Source organism: Xanthomonas bonasiae (assembly GCF_017163705.1).
Taxonomy (GTDB): Bacteria; Pseudomonadota; Gammaproteobacteria; order Xanthomonadales; family Xanthomonadaceae; genus Xanthomonas_A; species Xanthomonas_A bonasiae.
Genome location: NZ_JAFIWB010000016.1, coordinates 37,755 through 55,536 on the forward strand (window position 1 = coordinate 37,755; position 17,782 = coordinate 55,536).

The window sequence follows — 17,782 nt, forward strand, 5'->3', positions numbered from 1 at the left end:
ATCGTTCGCCTCGGCAGCAAAGACAGAGAGAGGTATAGATTTTGGACATGATGCGGTCCATATGGGCCTATCGCTATTTCATCCTGTCGTCGATCAGGAACGACCTCAGGATGCGTTTTGTCAGGAGCAAGCTGGGTGCGCTGTGGATGATCATCCACCCGCTGATGCAGGTGCTGATCTTCGCCACGATCCTGTCCGAGGTGCTGGCTGCCAAGCTGCCGGGCGTGAACAACAAGTACGCCTATGCCCTGTATCTGATGTCCGGCACGCTGTGCTGGAGCATGTTCGCTGAGACCATCAGTCGCGGTGTGGGTTTGTTCGTTGAAAACGGCAACCTGATGAAGAAGCTGGCGTTTCCCCGTATTTGCCTGCCGATGATTGCGGGTGGGGCGATGCTGGTGAACAACCTTTTGCTATTGGTGGCGATCTTCGCTGTATTTGCGTTGCTCGGCCATTTCCCCGGCGTGCAGACCCTGTGGTTGCCTGTCCTGATGCTACTTACGCTCGGATTCGCGATGGCGATCGGCTTGCTGCTGGGTGTCTTCAATGTATTCGTCCGCGACATCGGGCAGGTTGTCCCGGTGGTCCTGCAGGCTCTGTTCTGGCTGACGCCTATTGTCTACAGCATCAATATCCTTCCCCAGAGCGTGCAGGAAGTGTTCAGGCTCAATCCGCTGTATCCGCTGGTGACCAGCTACCAGCGTGTACTGCTGTACGACCAGGCGCCCGTCTGGCGCGACCTGTGGCCGATGGCGGTGAGCACCATCGTGCTCGCCTTCGCTTCGCTGGTGGTGTTCCGTCGGGCGAGCCAGGAAATGGTGGATGCGCTATGAGTGGCGTGATGCATGTCGAGGGTGTCGGCAAATCCTATCGGGTGTGGGGCAGCGAGTGGCTGCGTGCCGCCAACTGGTTCGGATTGCCGGTGCAGCCGCAACAAGAGCACTGGGTGCTGCGAAACGTCTCGTTCTCGATCAGCCCTGGTGAATCCGTGGGCGTGGTGGGACGCAATGGCGCGGGCAAGAGCACGCTGCTCAAGCTGATCACCGGCACGGTGCAGCCGACCGAGGGCCGCATCGTCCGCGGGGGGCGCATCGCCGCGATCCTGGAACTGGGCATGGGCTTCAATCCCGATTTGAGCGGCCGCGAGAACGCCAGGCATTCGGCGGGCTTGATGGGCTACACCTTGCAGCAGATCGACGAAGTGATTCCGGCAATCCAGGAATTTGCGGAGATAGGCGAGTACTTCGACGAGCCTGTACGGACCTACTCCAGCGGCATGCAGGTGCGCGTCGCGTTCGCCGTCGCGACCGCTTTCCGCCCCGACATCCTGATCGTCGACGAGGCACTGTCCGTCGGCGATGCCTATTTCCAGGCCAAGTGCTTCCGCCGGATCCAGGAGTTCAAGGACCAGGGGACCACGTTGATCCTGGTCAGCCATGCGGTGGGCGACATCGTCAAGCATTGCGACCGGGTGATCTTCATCAAGGACGGTGGCGTGCACGCCGACGGGCCTGCCCGCGAGGTCTCCAACCTGTACCTGGACGAGCTGTTCGGCAGGAAGTCGGCCGTCGCCGCCCATCCGGTCGAAACCGTCGCGGCGGCAGCGGACATGGGAGTCGGCAGCGAGGACGTGTTCCACACGCGCCCCTACTACAATCGCAGCGAGCACCGCTGGGGCCAGGGCGGTGCAAGGATCGTCGACTACATGGTGGTCAGTGGCGGACAGCAGTTCCCCGCGCGCCTGGACAGCGGCGCCAGGACCGAGTTCTACATGAAGATCGCCTTCGATACCGACATCGAGAACGTGGTCCCCGGGTTTCTGCTGAAGACGCTCGAGGGCCTGTTCCTCTACGGTACCAACTCCTTCCTTTCCAGCGAAGGTCGCGATCGGATCTCGGCCAAGGCCGGCGAGGTGGTGGTGTGCAAGTTCACCCTTCCCCTCGATCTCAACCAGGGGCATTACATGGTTTCGCTCGGCGTCTCCAGCGGCGATCCGCTGGCCGAACTGGTGCCATTGGACCGCCGCTACGACGCGCTGTTGCTGGACATCGGCCGCACCATGCAGTTCTGGGGGATCGTGGATATGAAGGCCGGGTTCGGCGTCGTCGAGGCGTCGGCATGATTACGCGGGCAACCACGCTTTCTTCGCGGGAGCTCGGTCGATGATCGACAATCTCCCCCTGGCCGACCTGGTGGCGGCGCTGCCGGAAAAGTACCAGCCGATCTATGGGCATCCCGAGCTGTCCAGCGACGCGTCGCGTGGCTGCGAGGATCGCCTCGTCCTGATCCGCGATTGCGCCAAGCGTCTCGAAGCTGCACTGGGACGCCGGCTTCGCGTGCTCGATCTTGGCTGCGCGCAAGGTTATTTCTCGTTGAACATGGCCGCGGACGGCCACAGCGTGCACGGCGTGGATTTCCTGGATCGCAACGTGGCCGTGTGCCAGGCGCTGGCGAGCGATAGCGGGCTCACCGGTGCGACATTCGAATGCGCGAGCATCGAGGATTTCCTGGCCGGGCTGCAGCCGGGCCAGTACGACCTGGTGTTTGGGCTCAGCGTGTTCCATCATCTGGTCCATGCGCACGGCGCGGACAAGGTGCGTGAGCTGTTCGGGAAGCTGGCGGACAGCACCATGGCGGCAATCTACGAATTGGCGCTGCGCGAAGAGCCGCTCTATTGGGGGCCGTCCCAACCCGAGCGGCCCGAGGATCTGTTGCAGCCTTATGCATTCCGGCGGGTGCTTGGCTTCCAGCCCACCCATCTGTCCGGGATCGAGCGGCCGATCTATTTCGCCAGCGCCCGCTATTGGTTTCTCGGTGATGAACTCTCGAAGATCATCGCCATGCGCTTCGAGTCGCATTCCGATGCCATGGGCAGCCATCGTGGAACGCGCCGCTACTTCTTCGGCGAGGGCACGATCCTCAAGCAACTGGCGCTGGACGACGAGGCGCGGGGCGCGCTCAACCTGCTCGAGTACGAGCGCGAGGTGGCGTTCCTGTCCAATGTTCCGCCTGGATTTGTCGCGCCGCGCCTGGTACGCGCCCTTCGTGACGAACGTTGCGCCTGGATCGTTCGCGAAATGCTTCCTGGCAGACTGCTCTCGGAGGTCATGTCGGCCCACGAGCCCTATGCCTACGAACGCCTATTCGACGACTTGCTGGCTCAGCTGGTTGTTCTGGAGGATGCCGGCCTCTATCACAACGACGTGCGTTGCTGGAACATTCTCGTGTCGCCGGAGAGCAGCGTTACACTGATCGACTATGGCGCGATCTCCGCGGACGCGACCGATTGCGCATGGCCGGACGACCTGTTCCTGTCCTTGTTGATCACCTTTCGGGAGGTGATCCAAGGCCACGTCAAGAAGCCCGATCCGTTGCGTCGGCCGTTGCTCGACGTGTCGATGCTGCCGCTCCGCTATCAGACTGCGTTCCTGAAGCTGTTCGCGTTGCCACGTCCGCAATGGCGCTACCGGTTGCTGCAGGAGTTCATTGCGCAGGCTGGCGCCGAGCCACTTCCATCGTGGACGGCGTTGGCGTCCGCCTACGAGCGCGGGCTGCTGATCTTTGAGCGCGCTTACGCGACGCTTGGACGGGAGCGCGAAAGACTGGCGAAGGAACTCGAAGAGTCGCTCGCGAATGCGCACCACTGGTTCCTGCGCGCCAACGAGCGCGAACAGGCGCTTGCCGGGTTGGAGGAAGAGCGGACGCGGGCGGTCACTCTGCTCGGCGAGGAAAAGGAGCACCTGATCGCGCGCCTGGTCCAGGAAAAGGACCAGGCAGTGGCCGAAGCGGTTGCCCAGGGGCAGCGTGCCGTGGAAGAACTGCTCCAGCGGCACGAGTCCGCGATCGCCGAATTGCTCGAGGAAAAGCAGAAAACCATCTCGGAGTGGAGCTGGCAGCACGAATCGGAAGGGGAACGCATTTCTGCCATCCGGCACCGCATGGAACTGCTGCACGCACGCAATGCCGACTATCGCCACGAGGCGGAGCAGGCCAAGGCGGCGCTCGAAGCCTCGCTGTCCAACGCGCATCATTGGTACCTGCGCGCGGTCGACGCGGAGCGGCAGCTCGCCATCGTCCTGGCCAGTCGCTCGTGGCGTGTCACCAAGCCGATCCGCTTCGCTGCCCGCCTGGTGCGAACGCCCGCGGCGGCGACGCGGCGTCTCGCCGCCGCCAGTATCCGCCGGGTCATGCAGCGGCCGCTGCTGGCGCGCTCGATGAATGCGTTGCTCCGACGCGTGCCGTCGTTGCATTCCAGGCTCCGCCGGGTCGCGGTCCAGGAACATATCGTCGTTGACGTTCCGCCACCGCCGGTGCCGCTGGGGCAGGTGGGTTCGTTCTCCGATGCGGACCGCGATAGCGCGCTGTCGAGGCTGACAGGGCATGGACGAGAATGGTTTGACAGGCTCAAGGCCGAGCAATCGGGGGGGAATTGATGCGCATCGTGATGGACCTGCAAGGAGCACAGTCGGAGAGCCGTTACCGCGGCATTGGCCGTTACAGCCTTTCCCTGGCCCAATCCGTGGCGCGGCAGGCAGGCGGGCACGACATCCATCTGGCGCTCAACGGAATTTTCGCGGACTCGGTCAGGGAGATCCGTGCGGCATTCGCCGGGATTCTGCCTGCGGCGAACATTCATGTCTGGCATGCACCGATGCCGGTCATCGCCAAGGACCAGGAAAATCTCGTGCGGCGGGAGCGGGCTTGCCTGATCCGCGAAGCCGCCCTTGCCGCGCTGGAGCCGGACTTCGTGTTCGTGTCCAGCCTGTTCGAAGGTTTTGTGGACAACTCGGTGGTCAGCGTCGGGCGTCTTGCCGGTGTGCCCACGATCGTGACGCTCTACGACCTGATTCCCTATCTGAATCCTGAGGTCTATCTAGATCCTGACCCGGTCTACCGGGCGTTCTACGAGGAAAAGATCGCGGAGCTCAAAGCAGCGCACGCATTGTTCTCCATCTCCGAGAGTTCCTCGCGGGAGGCGGTCGAGGTGGTCGGCTGCGATCCGGAGCGTTTGTACAACATTTCCGCTGCGTGCGATCCGGTGTTCCGCGTACTGGAGAGGGACGATCCGGCCCGTCTTGCGGTGCGTCGCAGCTTCGGCTTGAGAGGTGGTTTCGTCCTGTATACGGGCGGCTCCGATTACCGCAAGAACCTCATGCGCCTGCTGCAGGCCTATGCCGGGCTGGCGCCTGACCTGCGCCTGCAGCACAAGCTCGTACTCGCCGGTCGCATGCATGCACCGCATGTGGAAGAACTCAACCGCGCGGCCGCGGAATTGGGCCTGGCGGAGGGCGAATTGCGCTTCACCGGCTATGTGACCGACGAGGAACTCGTCGGCCTGTACAACGAGTGCAGCCTGTTTGCGTTTCCGTCCTGGCACGAGGGTTTCGGCCTTCCGGTCGTCGAGGCGATGGCCTGCGGCGCCGCCGTGATCGCATCCGACGCCTCGAGCGTGAAGGAGATCGTGCTGGAACCTGCCGCACTGTTCGATCCGATGAGCGTGGAGTCGATTCGCGAGCGCATGGCGGCGGTGCTGGGTTCGACCGACCTCATGGCGCAGCTGCGCCGGTATTCCGCATCGCGCGCCAAGGACTATGCGTGGGAGCGTGTCGGCGCGAGCTTCATTGCCGCGTGCGAACAGCTGCATGCGCAACGTGCGGGTGGCCATGCCTATCGCGACGACGCGCTCGGGCTACTGCCTGGGAGGCTGGCGAAGGCGGGACGGGCCAACGACGCGGAGCTGATGGCGCTGGCGGATGCGATCGACCGCTCGATCGGCCCCGTGCAGCCGAAGATCATGATCGACGTCTCCGAGCTCGCGGCGCACGATCATCGAACGGGCATCCAGCGCGTGACCCGCGCGATCGTGTCCGAGTGGACTCGGCGCGCGCCTCCAGGGTACCGGGTGCAACTGATCCGGATCGATCGTGCCGGCAGACGTTACGTGTGTGCGAACGAATACGCAGGTGCGCTGCTGGGCGAGGAGATGGGAGCCGACGAGACACTGGTCTGCCATGCCGGCGACATCTATTTCGGCCTGGATCTGGTTGGCGACTGCGTGTCGTTGCTGCCCGACTGGTTCGATTACTTTCGCAACAGCGGTGTCAAGATCAGCTTCGTCGTCTATGACATCCTGCCGATCCGCAATCCCGAATGGTGGCCGCAGCCTGGCGGACAGATGCACGAGCGCTGGCTGCGCGACATCTTGCGCGTGTCGGACCAGTTGGTCTGCATCTCGCGCGCGGTGGCGGACGATGTCGCGGCCTGGATCGGCGAGAACGACGTCGCAACGGACGCGCAGATCGAATGGTTCCATCTTGGCGCCGATATCGATGGCAGCCAACCGTCCAGGGGCATGCCGCAGAATGCGGAGCAGGTGCTGGCGCGGATCAAGCGCAACACCAGTTTCCTGATGGTAGGAACGCTGGAGCCGCGAAAAGGCCATGCGCAGATTCTGGACGCCTTCGAGAAGCTATGGGAGCAGGGCTATGACCATGTGCTGGTCATCGTCGGCAAGAAGGGCTGGCTGGTGGACGAGCTGAGCGAGCGCTTGTCGCAGCATCCTCAGTCCAGCCACAACCTGTTCTGGCTGCAGGGTGCCAGCGACGAATATCTGGATCAGCTCTATGCCAACAGCACCTGTCTGATCGCAGCTTCCGAGGGCGAAGGCTTCGGGTTGCCGCTGATCGAAGCGGCGCAGCGGGGAAAGCCGATGATCGCGCGCGATATCCCGGTGTTTCGCGAAGTGGCCGGTTCGCATGCATTCTATTTCGATGGGCGCAGCGCCGTGAACATCGCCAACGCCCTGCTGCGTTGGACCGCCCTCTACCGCGAGGATCGGCATCCGCGGCCAGATGCGATGCCGTGGCTGACCTGGAGCCAAAGCGCCAGCCAACTGGGGGCGGTACTCACTGGCGCTTTGCCGGAGGCGAGTGAGCCTCCCGCCGAGGCGCCGCGCCAGATGAACTATACTTCCTGAGCGCCAAGTACGAATCCCTGCGGCCGCCTTCCAAGGCTGGAGCTAGGGTAAGTGCTTGCGTGACGCGCAATAGACAAAATGCAGAGCAGAGAGAGAACATGAGCAACAAGAAGGCAATCATCACTGGTATTACCGGTCAGGACGGCGCGTACCTGACCGAGCTCCTGCTCTCCAAGGGCTATGAGGTCTTCGGAACCTATCGCCGGACCAGTTCGGTCAATTTCTGGCGTCTGGACGAACTCGGCGTCTCCGGTCATCCGAAACTGCACCTGGTCGAGTACGATCTGACCGATCTCGGCACCACAATCGCGATGGTGCAGAAGATTCAGCCCGACGAGATCTACAATCTTGCCGCGCAGAGCTTCGTCGGTGTCAGCTTCGAGCAGCCCACAACCACGGCCCAGATCACCGGCGTGGGGGCGTTGCACTTGCTTGAGGCGATCCGCCTGCTGAATCCGAAGATCCGTTTCTACCAGGCCTCCACGTCGGAGATGTTCGGCAAGGTGCAGGCCATTCCGCAAAAGGAAGACACCCCGTTCTATCCGCGCAGCCCATATGGCGTGGCCAAGCTGTACGCGCACTGGATCACGGTGAATTACCGCGAAAGCTACGACATCTTCGGGTCCAGCGGCATTCTCTTCAACCATGAGAGCCCGCTGCGTGGACGCGAGTTCGTCACCCGCAAGATCACCGATTCGGTCGCCAAGATCAAATTGGGCCTGTTGGATGTGCTCGAACTCGGCAATCTCGACGCCAAGCGTGACTGGGGCTTCGCCAAGGAATACGTAGAGGGGATGTGGCGCATGCTGCAAGCCGAGCAGCCTGACACCTTCGTGCTGGCCACCAACCGGACGGAAACCGTGCGCGACTTCGTGCGAATGGCATTCAAGGGCGCCGGCATCGAGGTCGAGTTCCGCGGCCAGGACATTCAGGAGACGGCGGTGGATGTCGCGACCGGGAAGACGGTGGTTCGTATCAATCCCAAATTCCATCGCCCTGCAGAGGTCGATCTCCTCATCGGCGATCCTGCCAAGGCCGAGGCGGTGCTCGGCTGGAAGCCGCAGACCACGCTGGAGCAACTGTGCCAGATGATGGTCGAAGCCGATCTGAAGAGGAACGAGCGTGGCTTCTCCTTCTGATCTGACAGGCAAGCGAGTTCTGGTCACCGGAGCGTCCGGGTTCACCGGTACGTACATGGTTGCGGAGCTGAAGGCCCAGGGGTGCTATGTCATTGCGACCGGTGCGCGCGCACCGGAAGCATCTGGCGCATCGGCTGCAGACGAGTTTCGCTTGCTTGACCTGCGCGATGCGGAAGGCGTGAGACGGGTAATTGAGGAAGCTAGGGCAGACCAGGTGGTTCACCTGGCTGCTATGGCATATGTTGCCCACGGCAACGTTGAAGACTTCTACAACGTGAATCTGCTGGGTACACGCGCTCTCTTGCACGCGTTATCTGAGTCGCCTCATATGCCTGAATGCGTGCTGCTCGCCAGTAGCGCCAATGTTTATGGTAACTCGACGGAAGGCGTGATCGACGAGTCCGTGACTCCTGCTCCGGCAAATGACTATGCGGTGAGCAAGCTGGCGATGGAGTATGTGGCTGACCTGTGGCGTGGCAGGCTGCCGCTCGTAGTGACCCGCCCGTTCAACTATACGGGGGTTGGCCAGGCGTTGAACTTCCTTATTCCCAAGATCGTGTCCCACTTTCGACAGGGTAGGACCGTCATCGAGCTCGGAAATATCGATGTGTGGCGGGATTTTGGTGATGTTCGATCTGTGGTGGAGTGCTATCGCCGGTTGCTGCAATGCCCAGAAGCCCGCGGTCAAAAGGTGAACGTTTGCTCGGGTACTGCGCATTCCCTGCGCGACATAGTGACGATGTGTAGCGAGTTAACCGGACAGAATATCGAGATTCAGGTCAACCCTGCCTTCGTACGTGCAAACGAAGTGATTGTTCTCAAGGGTAGTAACGCGTTGTTGCAATCTCTAATTGGTTCGATCGAGCAGCCGCCACTCCGCAGTACGCTGGAGTGGATGCTCAGGGCGGGTTGATTAACTGCCAATCCCGTGGCGGATGGCAGGACTATGCTGCCACAGCATGGGCCATGAACCCGGTAGCCGCTGCGCCGATTGGCGATAATGATCTCATGTCAAAGCGGTCGCAGGGACTGCGCCCGATCGGGAGTTTGATACATGCCAATGTATGTGCTCACTTTAGTGAGCTTAGGTATCTCCGCGCTATTTGTGCTGCTGACCGCATCGTGGTTGGTTCGCTTTCGTCTAGGCAATGAAGCGGTGGTAGGGGTGTCGGTGCAGGAACAAGCGATTCACCTATCGCTTGGCATCATCTTGGTTCTGGTGTTAACCGTGAACCTAAGCTTGTGGATCCCTGGAAGACTTATTCATCTTGCGCTGATCGCCACCGCGGCGATGGCGGTACCGAGGTTGTGGAACTTTCGTTCACAGGGCGGCTGGCGCGTACTTTATTGGATTGCCTGCCTAATTGTTCTGGTCGTCTTTGCGGGCTGGATGACTGCGCTGCGTGTGGATGCAGAGCATTATTGGCTGGTGGAAACATCGAACCACGATACGCTTTTCTATTATGAAGGTGCACGTTGGGCTGCTCAGAATGCCGTGCACGCAGACCCCTCAGTAGTAGCGGATAAGTTGGGTCTGGGCAGCTGCCGCTTAGGCGCGGTCTATGTCGGTAATGATTGCCCTGTCTATCGAGCAGGAACCTTCTCGATGCTTGCTCAGGCGTTGGCATACGGAGGTGGTACCTCCGCTAACGATATGCTCGTCTCTGCATCGTTAGGTGTCCTTTTGCTGGGTGCTGGATTTCTGCCGTTGATCATTCAGAACAGCTTTGCCGAGAAAGGGCGGTCAATTCTATGGACTCCGGTGTGCTTTGTCATTTTAGCGATCGTTTATTTCTCGCCGACGTTGATGGCTGCAGCTATCAATAGCAATGTTGCAACGACGTTTGGCGCCGTTGCCGCGGGAATGGTGCTAGCTCTTTCGTTGCACGAGGATCAAGTCTGGTGGCGTCGTCCTTTGATGACAGGGTTTGGTGCTGCGTTTGCCTCGCACGTATACGGAGAGGCCGCCGGGCCTGCTGTTATCGTAGCTGCGATTGGCGTCATTCACTTTGCCTTGAGTGAGAGATCGCTAAAGGGCTTTGTTCGCGATGGTGCGGTATGTGCGTCAGCTTTCTTTATTGGCGCTAATGTCGTGATTGCGCAGTTGCTCAGGTCTGCGCGCGATGTCAATGCGATCGCCGTGGGCGGGCAATGGGAGGGAATGTATCTGCACGCCAGTCCATGGACATGGCTGGCTTCCCCATTCGCTGGCATGGTCGTGAATGGGTCGCCCTATGTCACTAAAGGCATGCTGGTGAATGGATTGGCGCTCGCAGCGCTGGTGATAACGGCAAGCTTGTTCGCGAAGCGAACTCGTGGGGCTCTTTTGGCGGTTCTGGTTGTGGGGGTGCTGCTCATTTCTTTTGTAGAAATGCGCCAGTATGCGTATGGAGAACACAAGGTCGTACAAATGATCGGCACTTTGGCGTGCGTGCTCGCTGCGGGTGTCGCGATTATGTCAGTGCGCCGAGCGGTTACTGTTAATCGTACACCTTGGACTAACGCTAGCGGTCTGGTTGGTGGTCTAATTCTACTTCTGATGCTTTTCGCAATTTGGCTTCAGCTCCGCCCATCGTTGCAGGTAATTTCTAGTTGGAAGACGCTGCATGGTTTGTCTGCCGATTTCCAGCGCGATTTGCAAGTGCGTGGTGCGGATGCTGATTGGGTCATTGATGACACAGGTACTGGTAGTGTGGAGCGCTTCCAGAAGTCTCACTACATTGCGTATCTTATTCATGCCGGAAAGGGGCATGCATATCTGCCCAAGCTTGATCAGGAGGGAATGCGGGGGGGGTATGCGCGTAAGGTCTTGGGCAACACGCTCGCTAGACTGCAACGTGCTCGCTGGTTGGTACAGCTGAAGTCATTTGATGGTGTTGTTTCTCCTTTTGTATATCCGCCCCAGGCCACGATGCAGTCCACGGAGTATTCAGTCGTCGACCTCGAAAAGACTTCGCCTGCGCTCGCTGTCTCGGGGTGGGGATGGTTGTCTTGTAATGCTCAGGGCTGTCCCGTGGCAAGCGGTTTCGAGATCGAAGCGCTGTCTTGGGCAAGGCAGGGTGAGGTTTGCGCGCTACGTGTTTCCGGTCACCCGCTCCCTACATGGCCCAAGGCAACCTTTAAGCTCAGTGCTGAGGGAGCGCAAGTGATCTTTACGCGTGAAATGCAATGGAAACCTGAGGGGGTACTGTTGCCCCTTTCGCGGGGTTGGCAGCGCTTCCGATTCGATGACGCTGCCAATACACCAGGTGCCCTTTGGCAGGTGACAAGGGCGGCGGTAGAGTGCCGCGTTTCTTCAGGGCCTACTGTCGCTGGCGTCGATCATTCTTCGGCAGTCGTCGGTAGAGAGCCATGATTTTTCTTCTCGTATTCTTTCTCGTTGGCTTGGGTGCGTGCGGCACGATATTGCTCAAGGTTGGAGCAGAGCGTGTGGTGTATTCGGACGGTATGGTCATTCTCCTAGCCACTGCTCTGAAGAATCCTTCGCTGGTCGCGGGCATGATCATGCAGATGATTCCGCTTGTATCTTGGGTTGTGCTGCTGAAGTTCATGCCCTTGACAAAGTTGCAGCCAATGATTGCGCTCACGTACGTCGTCACGCCGGTCATGGCAGTACTGTTCTTGGGCGAGCATATTGGCCCCTTGCGCGCAAGCGGCATTGCGCTGATCGTTCTGGGTGTAGTACTGGTCAGTGCGAGCTGAGCCTATGAAGATACTGATTGTGCTGACGTACTACACGCCCTACATGAGTGGCGTGACAGAGTATGCGCGTATGCTTGCGGAAGACCTTGCAGGACGTCACGACGTGACGGTGCTTACTACGCAGCACGATTCGTCGCTGCCCAATGAGCAGATTGTGGGTGGGGTGCGTGTCATTCGCTCTCCCGTGTTTGCTCGCCTGCATAAAGGAGTGCTCAGTTGGCGTTTTATTGCTGATTTCATCAGGCTTTCTCGGCATCATGATGTAGTCAACCTGCATATGCCGATGCTTGAATCCGGTGCGTTATCGCTTCTTGTCCCGTCACGTAAGCTTGTAGTGAATTACCAGTGCGATATGGCGGTCGTTGGCGGGCTAGTGGATAAGCTGGCTGTGACGGTGACGCGGCTCTCTTGCTGGCTTGCAACCCGTCGGGCCCGAGACGTAGGAGTTATCACCCACGACTATGCGGCATCATCGGATTGGCTAAAGGCAGTGCGCTACAAGCAACATGAAGTCTTGGCGCCAATGAAGGATATGCCGCTGCTGGATACAGAAGCGGCTGCGGACGGTGTCTTCAGGTTCGGCTTTGTTGGTCGATTTGTCGCGGAAAAGGGACTTCCAGTACTGTTGGAAGCGTTCGCTGATGTGCATCGGCGCTATGGTGACAGGGTGCGGTTGGTGCTCGTGGGCGACACGCATAATGTTGCGGGCGGGAGTGTCATGGACTCCATCCATGGCAACATCATGGCGCTGGGTTCTGCTGCCGAGGTGCGTGGCCGCGTAAGCGAGGATGAGTTGCGTCGCTTTTACGCTGAACTGGATGTTCTTGTGCTGCCAAGTGTTAACCGCTACGAGGCGTTTGGCATGGTGCAGTTGGAAGCGATGCTCAGTGGAGCGCAAGTTATTTCGTCGGATCTGCCGGGTGTGCGCACAATTGTGCAAAATACGGGAAATGGAGAAGTGGTGCCGCGTTCGGACGCACGAGCGCTGGCCGACGCGATGGAGCGCATGATTGCTCAGCACGGCAGCCGTACGCGTGCTCAAGTGCGCGATCAGACGTTGCGTGCATACCCATTGCGGCGGTTTTTCGAGCTGCAAGAAGATATGCTGTTGTCCGCTATGCATGGGTGAGAGCCGGCGTCGCTTGATCACTTCGTTGTATGTGCTGGGTGCGCGATTGCGTGTGGGGAGCGCTGTAGCGTCCCTCTGTAGCTGAGCGATTAATGTCGCTGGCGATCCCATCTGTTGAAGGGGGTAAAGCGATCTGCCATTGGCTGGTCTGGACAATGCCTGCGCGGACGCATATTCGGTGTGGTTGTAGCGCATGAACGATGCTTTGAGTGCTGTTCCCTATTGGGTAAGCAAAGGAAGCGAGCTTTGACTTGCTTGTACACCGCTTCCCGATTACCTTGAGCTTATGGGTATCGAGTCAGCGCAGTCATCTCTTTGTAATGACGCTGGAGGCTGTCGGCGCGACGCACTTGAATCCTAAGACGGGGCTCAGTTGGGGGGGGCTTCCTGAAGCAAGTAGCGATTGCTGTATCGCGTGTTATTGCCGGCATGTGCTGTGTCGCTTTGCGATGAAGCCCATGTGGCAGAGAAGGCGTGCTTGGCGATGAGGCGATGCATAAAGCGTGCTTCGAAGAAGCGAATTTATAGTGACGCGCCGTTTTACGTTGAAATGCCTCTGCTTCAGATTCTTTCATGGGGCTCATATGGTGGCTTTGTGATCTTCTGCTTGTGCTGTCATGCCTTGGTTCGAAGCATCATTCGGGGCTAGTGATGCCATGTGAGCTGAGTTGCGGGCGGGCGATGCTGCCTTTCGGCACGATTAAAGCCGCGGCGCATGAGCCGCGGTCGCGTCAGGAAATTGCTCGAAGCGGTGCGAATTGAGATGGTCGTGGCGATAAAGCCTGGCGGCTCAAGATAGATTTGACCTGAGAGAGTTCTTGCGGAGGGGCTATGGATGACAGTTCGGAGCTGTTTCAGCAGTCTTACTACGACGGCAATGGACAGAACGGGGACAGGCCCGCTTTGCGGCTCTTCACACGGCTTGCGCGTAGGTACATCTCTTCCGGAAGCGTGTTGGACTTTGGCTGCGGACCTGGGTTTCTGCTGAATCATCTTCGCAGACACTTCGAGGTGGCCGGCGTCGAGGCTAGCGATTGGGCGCGTGCGGAGGCTGCCCGCCGTACAGGGGTTCCAATACATGCTTCCATTCGCGAGATTGGGGACAAGAGCCTCTCTGGGATCGTTTCTATTCATGTGGTTGAACACATCGAGGACGTGTCCCTTGAAGAGGTACTTGCCGAATGGTTCCGCGTTTTGCGACCTGGCGGGCGGGCACTGGTGGTAACCCCGGATGCCGGAGGCGTTGCAGCAAGGCGAAAAGGCGCAGATTGGATCGCCCTGACGGATCCGACCCATATCAATCTCAAAACGCATCAGCAGTGGCGCGAAGTATTCAAAAGAGCAGGCTTCTCCTGCATCGCGGAGGCTGCTGACGGGCTTTGGGATTTTCCCTATATCCTGAAAGGGCTTGGTCGCGCTGAAGTGCTTTTGTTGGGATGGCCGACGTTGTTCCAATTTATATTTGCAAGGCTCGTGCTTCCCCCCGGGAGCGGAGAGTCAACGATCCTCGTGCTGGAAAAGCCTCTCTAAGATCTTTAGGCGCTCGGGTCGTTTTTGCTCCAGGCAATCGGTCCTCTCGGGACAGTAACTCCAGATTCCGTAGGTGACATGCGGGGACACAGGTCTGGGCGATCATGGCGCTGGATATCCCACACATCACATCGCTGCCAAGACAGCGGCCGCCCCCAGCAACACTGTGATCAGGCTGCCCCGATCCTTGACTGCAAAAACGACGGGGTCATCATGCATCAGCCCTCGGTGCGCGAGCATCCAGGTTCGGCTGATCCAGTAGAGAAGAATCGGGCACAGAAGCCACAGGAAGAATGGGTGGCTATATAACGCCTGACTGTCGGGCGTGTTGATGTACAAGCAGAGGACCAACACGGCCATCAATCCGGATGCCGTTCCCAGGGATTGAACGAGCGAGAGATCCTCCACGTGATAGCCACGGCCGCTGGGGATGAACTTCCCCGCTCCTAGGGTCATCTGGAGTTCGGTAAAGCGCTTGAGCATGGCCAGACTCAGGAACAAGAAGAGCGACAGCGCCAGCAGCCAGAATGAGGGCGTCACACCGATGGCGGCTGCGCCGCCGATGATGCGGATCGTATACAGCGCAGCGAGCGTCACCACATCTATGATGACGATCTGTTTCAGTTTCAGCGAATAGGCAAGCGTCAGCAAGTAATACGTTGCGAGTACGGCCAAGAACGCTGGTGATGCCAGCCACGCGGTCGCCAGTCCGGCAATCGTTAGCAGTGGTGCTGCAACAAGTCCTGCGCGCAAATCCAGGGTTCCTGCTGCAAAGGGGCGACGTCGCTTGCGTGGATGTCCACGATCCGATTCAAGGTCTAACAAATCATTCAGCAGGTAAACGCCGGAGGCGCAAAGGCCGAATGCGAGGAAGGCCGATGCGGAAGTCAAGAGGCCATTCAGCTGGGAAAAGCTGTGGCTGGCCAGCAGTGGAACGAAGACAAGCAAATTCTTCAGCCACTGGTGCACGCGGAGGGCCTTCAGCCAAGTCAACGGGCTGCTGCCGCTGCGTGGCCAATATGCCTCGACGGAACAAACCTTAGCGGCAGCTTTCGAGACGGTCGGGCCTGCATTCACCACCCACGCGCTATGGGCGTGTTTCCAGATGCGGAGATCGACCATATCGTTGGCGACGTAATCAAAGCCCTTTTCGCCAAAACGCTCAAGCAGTAGCCGCGCCTTGCGGCTTCCCGCGAGATTTATTCGTCCGTCGCTACAATGTACTTCATCAAAAAGATTGAGGTGTTCAGCAATCGGGTATACCAGCTGCGCATCCGACGCCGTGCACAGCACGCGCGGACGGTCCGTGGTTTCGCGTAGCAGTTGCAAAACACGCGGATCGTAGGGAAGCGCCGCAGCGCTCCCCGCTCCGAATGCAGCCAGCTTGCGCTTCAGATGTGCTTTGCCACGAAACAACCATAGCGGGATGCACACCAGCAACCAAGGGCGGGAGGACAGCATGCTCAGGAACGACTCGTAAAGCAGGTCGCTGAGCAGGAGCGTGCCGTCCAGGTCAACACAGAGCGCCCGAGGATGGGCCGGCGTTTCAGCGTTCAAAGATTTTCCTTCAGCGGACGCCAACTGCCATCCACTTTGCGGTGCGTATCGTTCAACCAAGTGTCTTTTCCAACTCCGGCAACAAGGTGAACAAGTCACCCACCAGCCCGATATCGGCGATCTCGAAGATCGGCGATTCCGGGTCCTTGTTGATCGCGACGATGGTGCCGGCGTCCTTGATCCCGGTCAGGTGCTGGATCGCGCCGGAGATGCCGACCGCCACGTACAGGTCCGGGGCGATGATCTTGCCGGTCTGGCCGACCTGCAGTTCGTTGGGCACGTAGCCGGCATCCACCGCCGCGCGCGAGGCGCCGACCGCGGCGCCGAGCTTGTCGGCCAGCTTGTAGATGATCTGGAAGTTCTCCGCCGAGCCCACGCCGCGGCCGCCGGAGACCACGCGCTTGGCGCTCTGTAGGTCGGGGCGGTCGGACTTGCCGGCAGCCAGGCCGACGAAGCGGGTGTGGCTGGGCAGCGTCGCGCTGACGCTGGCCGCCTCGATCGCCGCGCTGCCGCCCTTGGCCGCTTCCGGCCACGAGGCGCTGCGCACGGTGGCGACCACGGTCTGGTCGGCGGGCGCCTGCACGCTGATGATCGCGTTGCCGGCGTAGATCGGGCGCTTGAAGGCATATTCGCCATCGACCGCCATCAGGTCGGAGATCTGGTTGACCCCGAGCAGCGCGGCGACCACCGGCATCAGGTCCTTGCCGAAGGTGGTGGAGGGGCCGAACAGGTGGCTGTAGCCCTGTGCCAGCTGCGCGATCTGCGGCCCCAGCACCTGTGCGATGGCGTGTTCGTTGGCCGGATTGGCGACGGTAAGCACGCGGCCCACGCCGGCGATCTGCGCGGCCTGCGCGGCGACGGCGGCCGGGTCGGCGGCCAGCACCACGATGTCGATGGCGTCCGGCGACAGCGCCTGCGCGGCGCTGACGGTCTTGGCGGTGGCCGCGTTGAGCTGGCCGTTCAGGTGTTCGGCGACGACGAGGATCTTGGCCATTACAGCAACCCCTTCTGCTTGAGTGCGGCCACCAGTTCGGCGGCGTCCTTGACCATCACCCCACGGCTGCGCTTGGGCGGCGGGGCGTAGTGGGTGGTGGCGAGGCTGTCGTTGGACTCCACGCCCAGCTCGGCGAATGCCAGGGTCTGCAGCGGCTTGCTCTTGGCCTTCATGATGTCGGGCAGCTTGATGAAGCGCGGCTCGTTCAGGCGCAGGTCGGTGGTGACCACGGCCGGCAGATCCACTTCCAGCGTCTCCAGGCCGGCGTCGACCTCGCGGGTCACCGTGGCCTTGCCGTCGGCGACGACCAGCTTGCCGGCGAAGGTGGCCTGCGGGCGGCCCCACAGCGTGGCCAGCATCTGCCCGGTCTGGTTGGCGTCGTCGTCGATCGCCTGCTTGCCCAGGATCACCAGGTCCGGCTGCTCCTGCTCGACCAGCTTGAGCAGGGCGCGGGCCGCGGTCAGCGGTTGGATCGCGGCGTCGGTGACCACGTGGATGGCGCGGTTGGCGCCCATCGCCAGGCCGTTGCGCAGGTGCGCGGCGGCATCGGCCGGGGCCAGGGTGACCACCACGACCTCGCTGGCGATGCCGGCGTCGCGCAGGCGCAACGCTTCTTCCAGGGCGATTTCGTCGAACGGATTGGGGGAAAGCTTGACGCCCTCGGTCACGACGCCGGAGCCGTCCGGCTTGACCTGGATGCGGACGTTGTAGTCCACCACGCGCTTGTAGGCGACGAGGATTTTCATCTTGTACGA

At 60.3% G+C, this 17,782-nt stretch carries 13 protein-coding genes; 10 read left to right on the top strand and 3 right to left on the bottom strand.

The window, feature by feature from the left end:
• Positions 1–47: 47 nt before the first annotated feature.
• From JR064_RS14145 to JR064_RS14190, 10 genes are all read left to right on the top strand, one after another.
• Positions 48–833 carry an ABC transporter permease gene (locus JR064_RS14145; protein ID WP_206230139.1) on the top strand — a complete coding sequence of 262 codons (786 nt, stop codon included), beginning with the start codon at positions 48–50 and terminating at the stop codon, positions 831–833.
• Positions 830–2,122 carry an ABC transporter ATP-binding protein gene (locus JR064_RS14150; RefSeq protein ID WP_206230140.1) on the top strand — a complete coding sequence of 431 codons (1,293 nt, stop codon included), beginning with the start codon at positions 830–832 and terminating at the stop codon, positions 2,120–2,122. Before JR064_RS14145 ends, JR064_RS14150 begins: the two co-directional genes overlap by 4 nt.
• Before the next feature lie 40 nt (positions 2,123–2,162).
• Positions 2,163–4,433, top strand: a complete 2,271-nt coding sequence (locus JR064_RS14155) for a methyltransferase domain-containing protein (protein WP_206230141.1) — start codon at positions 2,163–2,165, stop codon at positions 4,431–4,433.
• A complete protein-coding gene (locus JR064_RS14160; RefSeq protein WP_206230142.1) occupies positions 4,433–6,976 on the top strand; it encodes a glycosyltransferase family 4 protein in 2,544 nt (847 codons plus the stop codon). Before JR064_RS14155 ends, JR064_RS14160 begins: the two co-directional genes overlap by 1 nt.
• A gap of 98 nt (positions 6,977–7,074) precedes the next feature.
• Entirely contained in the window at positions 7,075–8,115 is a 1,041-nt protein-coding gene (gene gmd, locus JR064_RS14165) for a GDP-mannose 4,6-dehydratase (RefSeq protein ID WP_206230143.1), read from the top strand.
• Complete coding sequence (locus tag JR064_RS14170) at positions 8,099–9,028, top strand: NAD-dependent epimerase/dehydratase family protein (protein ID WP_206230144.1); 930 nt, start codon at positions 8,099–8,101, stop codon at positions 9,026–9,028. Before gmd ends, JR064_RS14170 begins: the two co-directional genes overlap by 17 nt.
• A 141-nt stretch (positions 9,029–9,169) precedes the next feature.
• Entirely contained in the window at positions 9,170–11,470 is a 2,301-nt protein-coding gene (locus tag JR064_RS14175; RefSeq protein ID WP_206230145.1) for a hypothetical protein, read from the top strand.
• The gene (locus JR064_RS14180; RefSeq protein WP_206230146.1) at positions 11,467–11,817 is read left to right on the top strand and encodes an EamA family transporter; all 351 of its coding nucleotides are present in this window, start codon (positions 11,467–11,469) and stop codon (positions 11,815–11,817) included. Before JR064_RS14175 ends, JR064_RS14180 begins: the two co-directional genes overlap by 4 nt.
• Before the next feature lie 4 nt (positions 11,818–11,821).
• Positions 11,822–12,946, top strand: a complete 1,125-nt coding sequence (locus JR064_RS14185; protein ID WP_206230147.1) for a glycosyltransferase family 4 protein — start codon at positions 11,822–11,824, stop codon at positions 12,944–12,946.
• An 831-nt stretch (positions 12,947–13,777) separates the two neighbouring features.
• A complete protein-coding gene (locus JR064_RS14190; RefSeq protein WP_206230148.1) occupies positions 13,778–14,476 on the top strand; it encodes a class I SAM-dependent methyltransferase in 699 nt (232 codons plus the stop codon).
• Positions 14,477–14,602: 126 nt separating this feature from the next.
• Here the strand turns inward: JR064_RS14190 and JR064_RS14195 are convergent, their stop codons facing one another.
• From JR064_RS14195 to JR064_RS14205, 3 genes are read right to left on the bottom strand one after another with little or no spacing between them, the layout of a single operon-like run.
• Positions 14,603–16,033 carry a UbiA family prenyltransferase gene (locus tag JR064_RS14195; protein ID WP_206230149.1) on the bottom strand — a complete coding sequence of 477 codons (1,431 nt, stop codon included), beginning with the start codon at positions 16,031–16,033 and terminating at the stop codon, positions 14,603–14,605.
• A gap of 52 nt (positions 16,034–16,085) precedes the next feature.
• Positions 16,086–17,027 (bottom strand): electron transfer flavoprotein subunit alpha/FixB family protein, encoded by a 942-nt coding sequence (locus JR064_RS14200; protein WP_206230150.1) that lies wholly within the window; start codon positions 17,025–17,027, stop codon positions 16,086–16,088.
• Entirely contained in the window at positions 17,027–17,773 is a 747-nt protein-coding gene (locus JR064_RS14205) for an electron transfer flavoprotein subunit beta/FixA family protein (RefSeq protein WP_145705275.1), read from the bottom strand. The genes JR064_RS14200 and JR064_RS14205 overlap by 1 nt, the downstream gene beginning before the upstream one ends.
• Positions 17,774–17,782: the final 9 nt, after the last annotated feature.